At 66.0% G+C, this 15,417-nt stretch carries 13 protein-coding genes; 11 read left to right on the top strand and 2 right to left on the bottom strand.

Annotated features, from left to right (window positions below; all coding sequences use genetic code 11):
- Window positions 1-51 precede the first annotated feature (51 nt).
- The gene (locus tag QRN40_RS01755; RefSeq protein ID WP_285113766.1) at window positions 52-267 is read right to left on the bottom strand and encodes a hypothetical protein; all 216 of its coding nucleotides are present in this window, start codon (window positions 265-267) and stop codon (window positions 52-54) included.
- Window positions 268-555: 288 nt separating this feature from the next.
- Between QRN40_RS01755 and QRN40_RS01750 the strand changes: the two genes are divergently transcribed.
- From QRN40_RS01750 to QRN40_RS01710, 9 genes are all read left to right on the top strand, one after another.
- On the top strand, window positions 556-1,833 hold the full coding sequence (locus tag QRN40_RS01750; RefSeq protein WP_285113765.1) for an ABC transporter substrate-binding protein: 1,278 nt from the start codon (window positions 556-558) through the stop codon (window positions 1,831-1,833).
- Window positions 1,833-2,786 (top strand): carbohydrate ABC transporter permease, encoded by a 954-nt coding sequence (locus QRN40_RS01745; protein ID WP_285117419.1) that lies wholly within the window; start codon window positions 1,833-1,835, stop codon window positions 2,784-2,786. The genes QRN40_RS01750 and QRN40_RS01745 overlap by 1 nt, the downstream gene beginning before the upstream one ends.
- On the top strand, window positions 2,783-3,622 hold the full coding sequence (locus QRN40_RS01740; RefSeq protein ID WP_285113764.1) for a carbohydrate ABC transporter permease: 840 nt from the start codon (window positions 2,783-2,785) through the stop codon (window positions 3,620-3,622). The genes QRN40_RS01745 and QRN40_RS01740 overlap by 4 nt, the downstream gene beginning before the upstream one ends.
- Window positions 3,623-3,687: 65 nt before the next feature.
- Complete coding sequence (locus QRN40_RS01735) at window positions 3,688-4,734, top strand: LacI family DNA-binding transcriptional regulator (protein ID WP_285113763.1); 1,047 nt, start codon at window positions 3,688-3,690, stop codon at window positions 4,732-4,734.
- Window positions 4,735-4,747: 13 nt separating this feature from the next.
- Window positions 4,748-5,728, top strand: a complete 981-nt coding sequence (locus QRN40_RS01730; protein ID WP_285113762.1) for a glycoside hydrolase family protein — start codon at window positions 4,748-4,750, stop codon at window positions 5,726-5,728.
- Entirely contained in the window at window positions 5,725-6,639 is a 915-nt protein-coding gene (locus QRN40_RS01725) for a carbohydrate kinase family protein (RefSeq protein ID WP_285113761.1), read from the top strand. Before QRN40_RS01730 ends, QRN40_RS01725 begins: the two co-directional genes overlap by 4 nt.
- A 304-nt stretch (window positions 6,640-6,943) precedes the next feature.
- Window positions 6,944-8,146, top strand: a complete 1,203-nt coding sequence (locus QRN40_RS01720) for a NosD domain-containing protein (RefSeq protein ID WP_285113760.1) — start codon at window positions 6,944-6,946, stop codon at window positions 8,144-8,146.
- 70 nt (window positions 8,147-8,216) lie between these two features.
- The gene (gene tatA / locus QRN40_RS01715) at window positions 8,217-8,399 is read left to right on the top strand and encodes a twin-arginine translocase TatA/TatE family subunit (RefSeq protein ID WP_285113759.1); all 183 of its coding nucleotides are present in this window, start codon (window positions 8,217-8,219) and stop codon (window positions 8,397-8,399) included.
- A 44-nt stretch (window positions 8,400-8,443) separates the two neighbouring features.
- Window positions 8,444-9,811, top strand: a complete 1,368-nt coding sequence (locus QRN40_RS01710; RefSeq protein ID WP_285113758.1) for a right-handed parallel beta-helix repeat-containing protein — start codon at window positions 8,444-8,446, stop codon at window positions 9,809-9,811.
- Here the strand turns inward: QRN40_RS01710 and QRN40_RS01705 are convergent.
- Window positions 9,801-13,994 carry an nSTAND1 domain-containing NTPase gene (locus QRN40_RS01705; protein WP_285113757.1) on the bottom strand — a complete coding sequence of 1,398 codons (4,194 nt, stop codon included), beginning with the start codon at window positions 13,992-13,994 and terminating at the stop codon, window positions 9,801-9,803. The genes QRN40_RS01710 and QRN40_RS01705 overlap by 11 nt on opposite strands.
- A 147-nt stretch (window positions 13,995-14,141) precedes the next feature.
- On the opposite strand from QRN40_RS01705, the gene QRN40_RS01700 reads away from it, so the two are divergent.
- On the top strand, window positions 14,142-14,348 hold the full coding sequence (locus QRN40_RS01700) for a hypothetical protein (RefSeq protein WP_285113756.1): 207 nt from the start codon (window positions 14,142-14,144) through the stop codon (window positions 14,346-14,348).
- A gap of 83 nt (window positions 14,349-14,431) precedes the next feature.
- Entirely contained in the window at window positions 14,432-15,355 is a 924-nt protein-coding gene (locus QRN40_RS01695; protein ID WP_285113755.1) for a S1C family serine protease, read from the top strand.
- Window positions 15,356-15,417: the final 62 nt, after the last annotated feature.

The raw sequence follows: 15,417 nt of genomic DNA, 5'->3' as shown, positions 1-15,417 counted from the left end.
CTCTTTCGTTACTCGCTGCCCTCTATCGGGTCCCCGAGCGCCGAGGCGAATTCATTGACCGAGCGGCGACGCAGAGTCTCCGGTTTCGGTGTCAGCAGCCCTCATACGCCGAGTCAGCTCGCGCAGGGACTCGGCGGGGATTCGGATTTCTCCCCGGTAGACCACGGCTCGCAGGTGGCCGCGATCGATGGCGGCGTGAATTTCCAGCTCCGGAATACCTGCGCGCAATGCGGCAGCCGCGGGAAGGAAGTAATCCGGGTCGTCCATGAGCGGCAAAATAGCACCGCGGACGGCCATACGGCTGTATGGGTTCGTGCGCGCGAACCTGTGTGCCGGCGACAAAGCCCCAGCAGACCTCAGTGTCTGCCGGGGCTTCTGCATGTCACCCCCGCGACGGGCCGCGGTTTGGCAAGTTTTGGCATTTTGGCACGGTTTGGCAGTTGACCTGTGCCCACGCGCCTACATATCTTCGTGCCAAGACGTTTTGCCAAAACGTCTTGGCACAAGTATCCTCATTCATGCAGCCGTTCGCTGCACACCAGAATCGGAGTAACGATGCTTCGCAAGAAGTTCGCGGCCGCCGCAGCGATCGGCACCGCAGTTGCGCTCACCCTGGCCGGGTGCGGCGTCGGGGGAGGAGACACCTCCTCGTCCGACAAATCGATCACGGTGCTCGTGGAAGCGGGCGGTCACGCCGAACTCCAGCCGATCGCCGACCTCTACAAGAAGGACACCGGCACGAAGGTGACCTTCGTAGAACTCCCGTACGACGGCCTCTACAACCGCTTGAACAGCGAGTTCACCTCGGGTGCGGTGTCGTTCGACGTCGCTGCGCTCGACTCCATCTGGCTTCCGGCCTTCAAGGACGCGGTCACGCCGCTGGACAAGCTGTTCACCTCCGACGTGAAGAGCGACCTCTTCCCGGCCCTGGTCAAAGAGGCGAACGTCGACGGCACCTACGCAGGCATGCCGGTCTGGACGAACTCGGAGATCCTGTACTACCGCAAAGACCTCTTCGACGACGCCGCGAACAAGGCGGCGTTCAAGACGAAGTACGGGTACGACCTGGTCCCCCCGACGACTTGGCAGCAATACCAGGACGCGGCCGAGTTCTTCACTCAGCCCGATAAGGGTCTGTACGGCACCGACGTGAAGGGCGCGGTCGAGACCGAGTACCTCGCGACGCTTTCGCAGACCGGCGAGAAGACGATGGTGCTCAACAGCTCGGGCAGCGAGATCTCCCTCGGCGACGAGAACAGCCTGAAGGCGCTCGACTTCTACGCCGGGCTGCAGAAGTATGCGCCCGCGGGTGCCGCGCAGCTCGACTGGGCCGGCGCACAGAACCTGTTCAATCAGGGCAAGACCGCCATGATGCGGTTCTGGGCCCATGCGTACCGGCAGATCCCCAAGGATGCGTCCGTGTACGGCAAGGTCGGTGTCGCTCCGATGATCGCGGGACCCGGCGGAATCGCGGGCGTTCCCGGCGCCTGGTACCTCTCGGTCGCCAAAGCGAGCAAGAAGCAGCAGCAGGGCATGGACTTCGTGAAGTTCGCGTACGAGCACAACGAGCTCAGCGCCAAGACGGACCTCGGCCTCGTCGCCCGCAAGTCGGCGTTCGAGAAGTACCAGGACCAGCCCGGCTACGAGAACTACAAGCCGCTGGTGGAGACCCTGGACGCCCAGGCGACCATCCCGCGGCCTGCCACGCCCAAGTGGCAGCAGATCGTGGACACCGTCCTCGTCCCGATGATCCAGAAGTCGTTGCAGCCCGGCGCTGACAAGCAGGCGCTGCTGAACTCCGCAAAGGAGCAGGTCCAATCGCTAGTCAAGTGATGGAGCAGCGAGTGGGCGGCCGCACCGGCCGCCCGCTCCGCTCTCCTCGTAAACGTTCCCTCCGCACCGCCGACCGGCGCTTCGCGGCACTGCTGATGCTGCCGGCCGGACTGTTCCTCGCCATCTTCATCGGATGGCCGCTCCTCCAGTTCGTCAGCGACAGCTTCTTCACGATCAGCCCGATCGCAGGAGGACCCCGGGAGTTCGTCGGGTTCGCCAACTACGTGACCGCGCTGACCAGCTCCGACTTCACCAACGCCGTGTGGCGAACCATCCTCTACACGGTCATCGTGGTCGCCTTCGAGTTCGTCCTCGGACTGCTGGTCGCGCTCCTCTTCACGTCGCTGGGAAACTCCTCGCGGGTGTTCCGCACGATCTTCCTCTACCCGCTGATGATCGCCCCGATCGTGGCCGGTCTGCTCTGGCGCTTCCTGCTCATCGACAACTTCGGCATCGTCAACGAGCTGCTGAAGACGGCCGGCATCATCCACTCGAGCGACCAGATCCAGTGGCTGAGCGACCCGAACATCGCCCTGTTCTCCGTCGCCATCCCAGACATCTGGCTCACCACGTCCTTCATCACGCTCGTGCTCTTCGCCGGGCTGCAGAACATCCCCGGCGATGTGATCGAGGCGGCACGGCTCGATGGCGCCCGCTACACCACCATCCTTTTCCGCATCATCATCCCCCTGCTCCGGCCGGTGATCGCCGTCGCGCTGATCGTGCGCGGGATCGACGCCGCCCGCGCCTTCGACGTCATCGTCATCCAGACCAACGGCGGACCGCAGCAGAGCACGGAAACGCTCTCCCTGCTGATCTACCGGACGATGGTGCGCTTCGGCGACCCGGGCCTCGCCAGCGCGATGGGAACCCTCTACCTGATCGCGATGCTTGCCGTCGCCCTCTTCGCGATCCTCACCATCTGGCGGCCAGGAAGCGAGACGGAGCGATGAACGGACTGGAAGCGCGCCGCTTGAGCTCCCGCGCCCTGCTCTGGCTGATCCTGATCGCGGTCGTCCTGCTGTACGGGTTCCCATTCCTCTACATGCTGTTCACGTCGTTCAAGACGCCGCTGGAGACCATCTCGGTGCCGCCGAAGCTGCTGCCGAGCGTCTGGACGGTGGACAACTACGTCTCGGCGCTGACGCGCGACGGGGTGCTGGCGTCGTTCATCAACAGCATCATCACCGCCGTCCTGAGCACCCTCATCTCCCTGGTGCTGGCGATCCCCGCCGCCTACGCGGTGACACGGTTCCGCACCCGGACGGGCAGGATCTTCATCGTCCTCGCACTGGTCGCGCGCATGGTGCCGCCGATCGTGATCGGCGTCCCGATGATCTCCATCTTCCGCAATCTGGGCATCTCGGACACGTCGTTGGCGCTGGCCATCGCCCACACCACCATCTCACTCCCGCTCTCGATCTGGCTCATGTCCAGCTTCTTCGAGGCAGTCCCCGGTGAGCTGGAAGAGGCGGCGAAGATCGACGGCAACAGCCGACTCGGCGCACTCTGGCGGGTGGTCATCCCCGTCACCGCAGGAGGTGTCGCCGTCACCGCCATCTTCGCCTTCCTCGCCAGCTGGAACGAGTTCCTGTTCGCACTGCTGCTCACAGCGGTACGGTCGCAGACCACGCCGATCGTCATCGCGAACTTCCAGACCCAGTTCGGTCTCGACTGGGGCTCCATGACCGCCCTCGCAGTCATCTACTCCATTCCTGTGATCCTGCTCACGCTGCTGCTGCAACGGCACATCGTCGCCGGCCTCACGCTCGGAGCGGTCAAGGGCTGAGGTGGGTGGATGTACCGAGGAAGCGCGACTTGGTTCGCAATGACCACGAGGGGGAAGGAAACGCTGTGGCAGTAAAAAGCTCGAGCATCCGAGATGTCGCAGAGTTGGCGGGAGTCTCCGTCACGACTGTTTCGCACGTGCTCAACGAGACGCCGCATACCCGCGTCGCCGAGGAGACACGAGCACGCGTGCGCGACGCAGCGAAGACTCTCGGTTATGGACCCAACCGGGCGGCGCAAGCGCTCCGCACCAATCGTTCGGGGCTCATCGGTCTTCTCAGCGAAGAGATCGCGACGACGCCGCATGCCGGCCGGATCATCCTCGGCGCTCAGGATGCGGCACGAGAACACGACCTCACGCTCGTCATCATCAACACCGAGAGAGAGGCGAGCGGGAACTCCCACAGGGACGATGTGCAGGCGCTGCTCGATCGACAGGTGGATGCGGTGCTGTACGCGACGATGTACCACCGCCAGGTATCCCTTCCGCCGAACCTCCAAGCGCTTCCCGCCGTGCTCATCGACTCGACCGACCGAGCCGGCATCGTGCCGGCTGTCGTGCCCGACGAAGTAGGCGGTGCGATCGCAGCGGTCGGCCACCTCGTCGACGCTGGACACACCCGTATCGGCTTCCTCAACAACGACGACGATGTTCCCGCGACCCATCTCCGGTTCGCCGGATACCGGCAGGTCCTCGACACGCATGGCATCCCGTTCGATGCCACGCTCACGGCCTCCGCGCCGTCCGAGACCCTGCCCGGCTATGAGCTCGCGCGGGAGATGCTGAGCCGACCGGACCGTCCGACGGCGTTGTTCTGCTACAACGACCGGATGGCGATGGGTGCCTACCGCGCCGCCGCAGAGCTGGGGCTCGACATCCCCCGAGACCTGTCGATCGTCGGGTTCGACAACCAGGAGCTCATCGCCGCCAACCTCTTCCCCGGCCTCACCACCGTCGCCCTCCCGCACTACGAGATGGGTGCATGGGCCGTGGAGACGCTCGTCCATCTCCTGCACGGCGAAGCCGAACACCGCCTCCTCGCCGACAAGCCCACACTCCTCGACTGCCCGTTGGTGATCCGCGGGTCCGTGACCCCGCCACGCGCCGACTGAAAGGTACCCGCACATGCTCCGTCTCGCCGCCTCCTGGGTGTGGGATTTCTGGATCGCCGACGACGGCGACCGCTACCACCTCTACTTCCTCAAGGCGTCCCGGGCGCTCCTCGACCCCGACCGCAGGCACTGGCGCGCCACCATAGGACACGCCACGTCGGAAGACCTCATCTCGTGGACGGAACACGCGGACGCCGTCATCCCTGACGACTCACCCGCGTTCGACGACCTCGCCACGTGGACGGGTTCGGTCGTCCGCCAGGAGGACGGAACCTGGCGGATGTTCTACACCGCCGTGAGCCGAAGCGAGGGCGGTCTCACCCAGCGCATCAGTTCCGTGGTGTCGGAGGACCTCTTCACCTGGCACCGCGAAGCCGACCGGCAGGTCATCGAGCCGGATCCGCGCTGGTACGAGACCATCGACACGCGCCAATGGCCTGACCAGGCGTGGCGGGATCCCTGGGTGTTCCAGCACGACGGGGCCTGGCACATGCTCATCACCGCGCGCGCCAACCACGGAGATCCGGATGACCGTGGGGTCATCGGGCACGCCACATCCCCGGACCTCACGACGTGGACAGTCCAGCCGCCCCTGTCCCAGCCGGGATCCGGTTTCGGCCACCTCGAGGTCGTTCAGACCATCACGGTGGAGGGCCGGCCCATCGGGATCTTCTCGTGCCTCGGGTCGGAGCTGTCCCACGCCCGGCGCGCGGAGGATCCGACCGGGGGAGTGTGGGCGTTTCCGACCGACTCCGTGGTCGGGCCGTTCGACGCGGCCCGGTCGTACCGTCTCACCGATGAGCGGTTCTATGTCGGGCGCCTCATCCAGGACAGAAGTGGTGCGTGGCAGCTTCTGGCGTTCCACAACGATGACGAGAACGGCGGCTGGATCGGAGAGATCTCGGATCCGCGCCCCGTCCGCTGGGTCGACGGGCAACTGACACTCCACAGCAGCGAAGCGGTGCAGGCAGAGCAGTTGCGAGTCCATTCGTGAACGCGGGAGCTCTCGTCGTCGGTGAGGCCCTCATCGACGAAGTCGTCACGGGATCGGCGGTGGACAGGTACCCCGGCGGCTCGCCGGCGAACGTAGCTCTTGGCCTCGCCAGACTGAACATGGTCACACGCCTGCACACCGCCATCGGCGATGACGCGGACGGGGAGCTCATCCGCCGACACCTGGCCGGCTCCGGTGTGTCCCTCACCCGGGAATCCATCACCGATCAGCCGACTTCCCGGGCTGTCGCAACCGTCGGAGCCGATGGGTCGGCGACGTACCGGTTCTCTCTCAGCTGGGCGCCGCGGGACCTCGGAGATCTGAGAAAGCCGATGATCGTCCACACCGGTTCACTCGCCGCCTTCCTCGAGCCGGGATGCGACGTCACGAGAGACATCGTCCGCCGCGGACGAGCGGTGGGAGCATTCATCAGTTTCGATCCGAATATGCGCCCGTCGCTGATCGCCGACCCGGACCGCGCCCGCGAGCAGTTCACAGCCCTGGCGCGCGCCAGCAATCTCACCAAGCTCAGCGACGAGGACGTTGACTACCTCTTCCCGGGTAGGTCCATCGAGTACGTCATCGACCGGCTCATCGCCAGCGGAGTCCCGGTCGTCGGCATCACGCGTGGCAGCAAGGGCGCCCTCCTCGCAAGCGGCGAGCACCGGGCCGACATCTCGGCCACTGCCGTCACAGTCGCCGACACCGTCGGTGCCGGCGACTCCTTCATGGCCGCCCTTATCTGGTCGCTCACCGTCGAGAGCGGTGGATGGGACGGTCGCCCCGTCACGGAGAGCCGACTCGTCTCCGTGGGCACGCGAGCGGCCCACCTGGCCGCCATCACCGTCTCGCGGACCGGTGCCGACCTGCCCACCCTCGCCGATCTCGAAGCTGCCTCGCCCATCGCCTGAATATACGCATCCGGCTCTTCCGAAAGGGCGAGGGACTCGCTACTCTAAGCCGCCCGCGATGGGCCAAAACGATTTGCCAAACGAAAGGGGCCTCCAATGACGGACAGGATGCAACCCAGTCGGCGCGCTGTGGTTCAGACCGCCGCAACGGCCGCAGCGATTGCAGCGCTCAACCTGATCGGTACCGACCGCGCCGCGGCCGACACCGCGCCACTCGAACAGGCGAAGCAGCCTTCCCCTCCTCGCCGGGTCCCGGTCGGCCTTCTGTAACAGCGAAGTTGCACGAACTACGAAAGGTAATCCGATGGAATCCAACGTCTACGACGTCACCGACTGGAAAACTCCCGGCAAGCCCGTGGACCCGCGCTACGACATCGGTGCTGTAATCAACAGCATCATCGCAGACATCAAGAGACGCCAGACGAACCCGGCCGACAAACCCGGCGCCGTCATCTACGTCCCGCCGGGCACCTACTCACTGAAGACTCGGGTCGTCGTGGACGTCAGCTTTCTCACCATCCGCGGCTCCGGGCACGGATTCACGTCCCTGTCCATCCGGTATAACTCCGACACCACGGGGTGGAAGGAATTGAACCCCGGCGGAAGCCACATCAAGGTCGAGAACACCGACGGCAACGCCGAGGCGTTCCTCGTCGCCCGCAACGGCAGCCCACGTCTGAGCGCCATCGCATTCGAGAACTTCTGCCTCGACGGCGTCTCCTTCGGAAGCAACCAGAACTCGTATCGCAACGGCAAGATCGGGATCCGGTTCGCCACCGACAACGACTCCGTCCGCGTCCGCGGCATGGGCATGGTCTACCTGGAACAGGCGCTCCTGATCCAGGGGCCGGATGCTCTCGATGTCTCGGGTAACTTCATCGCGGAGTGCGGCACGTGCGTATTCATCTCGGGTGGCAGCCAGGCCGGCAAGATCGAAGACAACCACTTGGGCGCAGGCCCCGTCGGCTTCTCGATTTTCGCCGAGAACAGCAACGGTCTGCTCATCACCGGAAACAACATCTTCCCGCGGGGCATCGACTCGGTTCACCTCAAGAACTCATTCCGATCGAACATCTCCGCCAACCGCCTCCAGTCGTTCTATCCGGGCAGCATCACTCTGGAGGGCAACTGCAAAGAGAACCTCATCAGTTCGAACATGTTCGAACGCCAGGTGGAGACCTATGGGCCGTTCATCGGGGTCGGCAACGGGCTGGACGACGACTTCGGGGTCGTCCAGGTGAACGGCGACGGGAACACCATCACGTCCAATCACGTGACACTCATCATCCCGCCCGAGCAGGTCAAGCCCGCCGGCGGCACCGCCGCCGTCTTCCGCATCAAAAACGGCGACCAGAACTACGTGGGCGCCAACCACGTGATCTCCAACCTCAGCGTCCACACTGTGGTGCTCGATGCGGGCACCACCAACTCCCACGTGTTCGATAGCGGAACCGAGGCGCAATTGCTCGCAAACTCGACGAGTTACGGATTCCGTCCCACACCATGACGTGATGGGGTGCGAGGCGTGACAATCGCCTCGCATCTCGAAGTCGTGCCGGCGAAAGAAAGGCTGCTCCTTGTTCGCGAACCTGACCGGTTGGCACCTACTCATAGTGCTCGCCGTCGTTCTCCTCATCTTCGGCGCCGCGAAGCTACCGGCTCTTGCGCGAGCACTCGGCCAGTCGGCCCGGATCCTCCGCAGTGAAGCAAAGGACCTGCACGACGGCAAAGCGCCTGAGCGCGAAAAATCTGACGAGTGATCAGACACTCTGCCGAATCACTCGAGACACCCCTGGAAGGACCAATGTCGAGCACCACCCGTTATGACGTGACCACCTGGCCCGTCGGCGACGCAGCCGCCGACATCGGCGAGGTGATCAACAGCATCATCGCCGACGTGAAACAGCGCCAGGCCGCTTCCACGATGCGAGACGGCGGCAAGCCGGGCGCCGTGATCTACATCCCGCCGGGGGACTACCGCCTCCGCACGCAGGTGCTGATCGACATCAGCTTTCTTCGCATCGAAGGGTCAGGACACGGCTTCACGTCCTCGAGCATCCGCTTCAACGTCCCAGAAGACGAATGGCCGGACCTTCACGAGCTCTGGCCCGGCGGCAGCCGCGTCATGGTCGATATCGCGGCGGGCACGAACGACGACCAGGCCGCCGGCGCGGCTTTCCTCGTGACGAGAACGGGAAGCCCGCGAATCAGCTCCGTGGAGTTCGCCGACTTCTGCATCGACGGACTCCACTTCGTCGCCGACGGCTCCGATCTCCATCACGAGAACACCTACGTCAACGGCAAGACGGGCGTCTACGTCGCCAGCGCGAACGACTCCTTCCGGTTCAACGGAATGGGATTCGTATACCTCGAGCACGCGCTGACGATCTACAACGCCGACGCACTGTCCATCCACGACAACTTCATCGCTGAGAGCGGCAACTGCATAGAGCTTCGTGGCTGGGGACAAGCATCCAAGGTGACCGACAACCTGATCGGCGCAGGGCCCAAGGGCTACTCCATCTACGCCGAGAACCACGGCGGTCTCCTCATCACGGCGAACAATGTGTTCCCCCGCGGCACCAGCAGCGTCCACCTCACGAGCGTCACCCGCTCCAGCGTGACGAACAACCGCCTCCACTCGTTCTATCCGGGAATGCTGATCCTCGAGCAGAACGCCTCAGAGAACCTCATCGCCTCCAACCACCTGCTGCGCGACCGCGAACCCTGGGCGCCGTTCCTCGACGTCGACAACGGGAGGGACGACCTGTTCGGGCTGCTTCTCATCGAGGGCAGCAACAACTCCGTCATCGGGAATCACTTCTCCGAGGTGGTCGACTCGGTGAAGCTGCGCCCCGAGGGCGCCCCTCCCATCATCATCCGGTTGTCAGAGGGGGCCAACAACTACATTGCAAGCAACAACGTGGTCGCACTGGATGTCCGCGCTGCGTCGGGAGAATCGGCGTTCGACGCGCAGGTCGACGCGCTGCTCGCAAAGGCCGCAAGCCGGCCCCTGGACGTGGTGACCGTCCTCGTGGAGCCGAGCTCTACGGCCAATACCGTGCTTGATTCGGGGACGAGCGCACAGACGAGCTTGGACGTGCTCGCCAACGCTTTCCGCCCTACGCCGACGGTGTCCGCGGACTCCGACCCGCATCCCCTCAGGACGTGAGCGCAGCACACGTGTCTACGCGCTCCTCCCCGGGGAAGTAGGTCGACCACTCCTCCTTCGTGAGTTCGCGCCCCGCCAGTGCGCACGCCTGTGACGCCTGCTCGGCCGGGCGCAGGTCCCAGATGCGGATGCCGTCGGGGAGCGCCTCCAGCAGGGTCTCGCCGTCGGCTGTGAGGTATCCACCCCGCAGTCGCACCCCCGGGGCGTCGCTGTCGACCGGAGTGGCGAGCGCGATGTCCGCCGTCAGGTCGTAGAGCGTGAGTGCGTTGTTGAAGCCGACGTTGAGGAGGGTGCGGCCGTCGGTGCTGACCGAGGTCAGCTGACTGCCGCCGATCGCGCGGGCAAGAGCCGAGATGGGCTTGAGCGTGTGGATGTCGTAGCGGCGGGCATAGTCCGCCGCGACACCGATCAGCTGATCGCCGTCGAGCGCGTAGCTCGAATCGAGGTCGTGGAGGCCGCGGACGAGGAGCTGTCCGGTGGAGATATCGAAGACACCGGTCTCCGAGTGACCCGGGTCGACCGACCACGTGACAACGGCGAGTGCCGAGCCGGGTGTCTCGCTTACCGAGAGCACACTGAACCGAATGTCTGGAACCCTCATGACGGGCCCCAGGGGCTTGCCTGTGGACGGGTCGAAGGCGGCGATGCCCTCCGGCCACCAGGCGAAGGCAGGACGGTCCCATCCGCCGGGCAGGACGGTGAAGGATCTGGGCAACCCGGGGATTCGCAGCGGGATCCTTTCGCCCGTCGATTGGCGCTCCAGCCGCGGCTCGCCCGACTGTTGCTCCGAGTCATAGTGGGGGTACTTCGCCACGACTCCGGAGCCGAGAGGAACGATCCGATCCTCCTCCTCGCCGACCGGGGCGTCACGCTTCAGGTCCCACAGTTGCATGCGACCGCCACCGCCGACGGGCTGGGTGACGACGAGCGATCCTCCGGCCTCCGGACCATCCACGAGTTCGCGCCCCTTCGCGATGACGTCTGAACCGGTGCCACCGCCGTCGATCCGCCAGCGCATCCAGGTCGGAGGTCGGGACACTGCCACCAGTAGGGTTCGGTCATCGATCCGTTCGAACCTCGGAAGTTCGTTCAGCTGAAGCGCGGCATGTGCTCTGCTGGTTTCGCCCGTCGCCAGATCGACGAGTGCAACTCCTTCGTACGACCCGCACGCCATCGTCGTGTCCGTTGCGAGGTGAAGGGAGTAGCAATTCCGCGTCGGATCGGGGAACCGTCGCCAGAGGGTTTCGCCTGTGGCGAGGGAAACGCGCACCGTACCGTCCCATCCCGTCGTCTCGATGCCTCCCCGGCCGTCGGCGATCACATCCATGCTCGATACGTCCCCCTCGAGCGGGATGGTTCGCGTCAGCGCGAGAGTCGCGCGATCGTACAGGCGGAGGTGGTCGCCCGCACCGACGGCGAGAAGGCCGTCGTCGACCAGCGTCACACCGTAGAAGTTCTCGATCCCTTTCGGATGGTCGTCGAAGGTGGGTGCGCTCGAGCGCACCTCGCCCGTCGTCGTGTCGACCGCGATGATGTCTGCGGTGACCGGTTGCGCGACGTACAGAGTGCGCCCCGCTGCGTCGAATGTCATGGTCGGCGACAGCTGCGAGCGAATGAGCCCCGTGCTGGGCAGCGGCTGTCCGGTTCTGAGATCCACGAATGTGAGGTGGATCCAGCAGCACTCATCGGTGTTCGACGGATCCGGGTAGACGGGCGATTGGATCGCCGCGACGGATCCGTCTGCACTCACCTCGACGGCGCGGCCCCAGGCCGGCGGAGCATCAGGGAGACCGAGATCGAAAGTTCGTACGACATCGCCCGTGGCGACATCGACGACCTCGACGGCGGGCTGATCGGGGCGGTCCCGGCCGGAGGAGACGTGCAAGGCCGTCCCCGTGCCGGGGAGCATGTCCATCGAGGGGAAGACCGCACCCTCGTCATGGTGCGTGTCGACGAGCCCCGCCGTGCTCGTCATGACGCCCCAGAGCGCGGAGCGCGTCCGGGGGTCGTCGGGCCACCGTCGGTACGTCTCCGCCGCGAGCAGTGCGGCCGTCTCCCGGTCGTTGTCGATCAGTGAGAGGGACGTCGCCACGAGCGCCTCGATGCGTGCGTCCTCTGCAGCACGCCCTGCCTCTCCGCCGCGCACCGCAGCGAGTCCTCCGCCGAAGATCGCCGCGACCAGCAGCACGCCCGCACCTGCCATCGCCCACCGCAGCCAGCGGTTGATGCGCTTGTCGCGGGCAGCCCGACCTGCAAGTTCCCGGATCTCGTCCCGCTCCTGTTCGGCGGACGCATCGAGGAACTCCCGTTCCACCGTGGTGAGAGCCGGCTCCGACCCGTCTCGCCAGTCGAGAGCTGCCTGCAGCCGGGCACCGCGCAAGAGGTCATCATTGCGCCGACCCGATCCGTCCCACAGCTCTGCTGCGGCGGCGACGGTCGCCACGAGGCGAGCGCCCTCGGCATCCTCCTCCAGCCATTGGTCCAGGCGAGGCCAGGCCGTCGCGAGTGCCTCGTGAGCGACCGTGACCTCGTCGCCGTCGGTCGTGAGCAGCCGGGCTGCCACAAGGCGGTCGAGCACCGCACGCCAGGCCGGGTCGGCGACGAGGGGCGCGAGCGAGGCGGTGCGGCGCACGGATGCGCCATCGGCTCCGCGGTGCACGAGGCGAAGCATGAGGGAGCGGCATGCGCCGGCGCTGTGGGCGTCGAGGGAGCGGTATAAGGTCTCGGCCGACTGGGCGATGGCGCCCGTGATGCCGCCCGACGCCTCGTAGCCGGCCACCGTGAGTGTCGCTCCTTCGCGTCGGACCCAGGTCTCCTCCAAGGCGTGCGAGACGTGGGGGAGGGTGGTCCGCCGGTCGGCCGCATCCCGCACGATCAACTCGACCAGCCCCGGCTCGAGCCGCAGGCCTGCACGGGCGGCCGGGCGCTCGATCGCCTCACGCAGACCCTCCGAATCCAGCGGTCCGATGGCATACACGCCACGACCGATCAGCGCGCCGATCCTCGGGAGACCCGTTGCCCGGTCGAGGAAGTCGCTGCGCAGGGTCATGAGCACGGTCGACCCGCCGACGAGCACCTCCGCGAGGATCCTGCACAGTTCGTCGCGTTCGCGCTCAGGCAGCTGGAGTATTGCTTCGGCTTGATCGACCACCACGATGTCGGCGCGTCCACCCGCGTCGATCCGAGCGCGCAGATCGGTCGCGGCATCGCGACCCGCCGTGATCACTGCGATGCGTCGTCCGTCGGCGATGCGCGGCAGCAACCCCGCCAGCACGAGAGAGGACTTTCCCGATCCGGAGGCGCCGACGACGACGGTGAGGGATCCATCGCGCACGCGTTGCCGCATGGCGTCGATGTCGGCGTCTCGGCCGAAGAAGTCTTCTGTGTCGGCCGAAGAGAAGGGCTGGAGCCCGCGGTAGGGGCAGACGTCGCTCACGTGATGCAGCGGCTTGGCCGCCACCAGCGCCGGATCATGCTGCAGCATCGACGATTCGAGTGCGCGCAGTCGATCACCCGGGTCGATGCCGAGGTCGTCCGCGAGTCGCGCCCGCGCCGACCGGATGCTCGACAGCGCCTCGGCTTGCCGCCCGGCGCGGTAGTTGGCGATAGCGAGGATCGCCCAGCGATTCTCGCGCAGCGGTGACTCGCGCACCAGCCGTTCCGCGTCGGCGACGACGGCGCTGTGCTCGCCCTCCGCGAGCCTGGACTCGAGTAGCTCCTCCTCGACACTGCGGCGGATCTCGACCAGCCTCTCGGCCTCGACCGTCGCCGGTTCCCAGTCGGCCAGCTCGGGGTACGGTGCGCCGCGCCACATCGCGAGCGCCCGCCGGTACGCGGCCACCGCCCTGTCGTTCTCGTCATGGATCGCGTGCTTGCGAGCGTCGGAGACCAGACGTTCGAATTCGAACGCGTCGATCGTCGCGGGGTCGAGGCCGAGGGAGTATTCCGAGCCTCGAGTAGTCACGGCGTCGTGGCCGAGGTAGGCGCGGATTCGCGCCACCGATGTCTTGATCTGCTGCGTCCACGTGCGCGGGAGGGCCGCCCCCCAGTACGCCTCGGCGAGCTCGCCAACGGCGACAGAACGACCCGCCAGCACGATCAGTGCGGTGAGCACGACGCGCTCTCGCGGACTCAGGGTGTGCTCGGTCCCGGTATCCAATGGACCGAGCACTTTCACGGTCATGAGGTCAGTGTGAGCGCGATCCGGAAGGCGGTAAATGCTCGCCTCTGTCGACGAGTACCGGACGAGTACCGGCCGAGGAGCGATCGAGTACCGCGCCCCGTAATCGTGGACGCATCCGTGGCGTCCCGCTTCTGAAAAGGAAACATCATGAACTACGACACTTTCGTCGCCTTCCGCATCGACTCCCGCCGCGCGGCGACTCTGGAGCGCGAGAACGAACTGCGTCGCTCACAGGCCGACCGAGGGCCGACCGTATCGTCCGGCCAACCGGTCGTCGACGCACCGCGCAAACTCGCGTGGTGGGCGGTGTTCGGGCGAATCAACCACAGCCACCGTCCCGTGGCGCATTCGTGAGCGATTCGGAACCGGCGACAGACCAGTAGAAGCCGTGAGCGAACAGCGGCCACACCCTGGCGTGAATGACGCACGCTAGGCGCATGTCCGAAGTTGATCCTCTCGACGCATACTCCCGCGCTGTCGTCTCCGTCGCCGACCTCGTGCTGCCCTCGGTCGCGAGCATCACGGTACGCACCAGCCGGGGTGCCGGAGCGGGTAGCGCCAGCGTCATCACGGCAGATGGGTTCCTTCTCACCAGCGCCCACGTGGTGGAGGGCGCACGATCTGCTCGAGCCGCGTTCACCGATGGAACGTCCGTAGAGGTGTCAGTGGTGGGACGGGATCCGCTCTCCGATCTCGCGGTCCTGAAGTCGATCGATAAGACGCCGGCGCCGGTGCAGCTGGGTGACGCCTCAGGGCTGAGAGTCGGGCAGCTGGTTGTCGCGCTGGGGAACCCCATGGGACTGGCAGGCTCGGTCACAGCCGGGATCGTGTCAGCGCTCGGGCGGTCGCTGCCGACCAGCGCAGGACGAGTGGTCGACGAGGTCATCCAGACGGATGCGGCATTGAACCCGGGAAACAGCGGGGGAGTGCTGGCCGACAGTGCCGGCCGAATGGTCGGCGTGAACACCGCGCTCGCCGGGTTCGGACTCGGGCTCGCCGTCCCCATCAACGAGACGACGAAGGGGATCATCGAGTCGCTCATGACGAAAGGGCGGGTGCGCCGTGCCTGGTTGGGGATCGTGGGGGCCGAAACCGCCTTGAGCCCGGAACTCGCGCGCCGACTGGGCTCCTCGACCGGGCTGAGGGTCGCCGGGGTGTCCGAGGACAGCCCTGCAGCCCTCGGCGGCATCAGGCAGGGCGACATCGTGATCGAGATCGACCACCGGCGCGTCGTCTCGAGTACAGCAGTCCAGAAGGCGATGGTCGAGAACGCGATCGACCACCCCATCGAGGTCACGGTCTGGAGGAACGGCGCCCTCGTCGACGTGATCCTGGTGCCGACCGAGCTGGCCGACGCTTAGCGACTCCACGACCGTTCGGCGCGTGGCTCAAAGTCGCATCCCGCTGCTACCGTGCAGACGGG

It is taken from the genome of Leifsonia sp. fls2-241-R2A-40a, from assembly GCF_030209575.1.
GTDB lineage: Bacteria > Actinomycetota > Actinomycetes > Actinomycetales > Microbacteriaceae > Leifsonia.
This window is presented reverse-complemented; position numbering and strand designations above follow the sequence as displayed.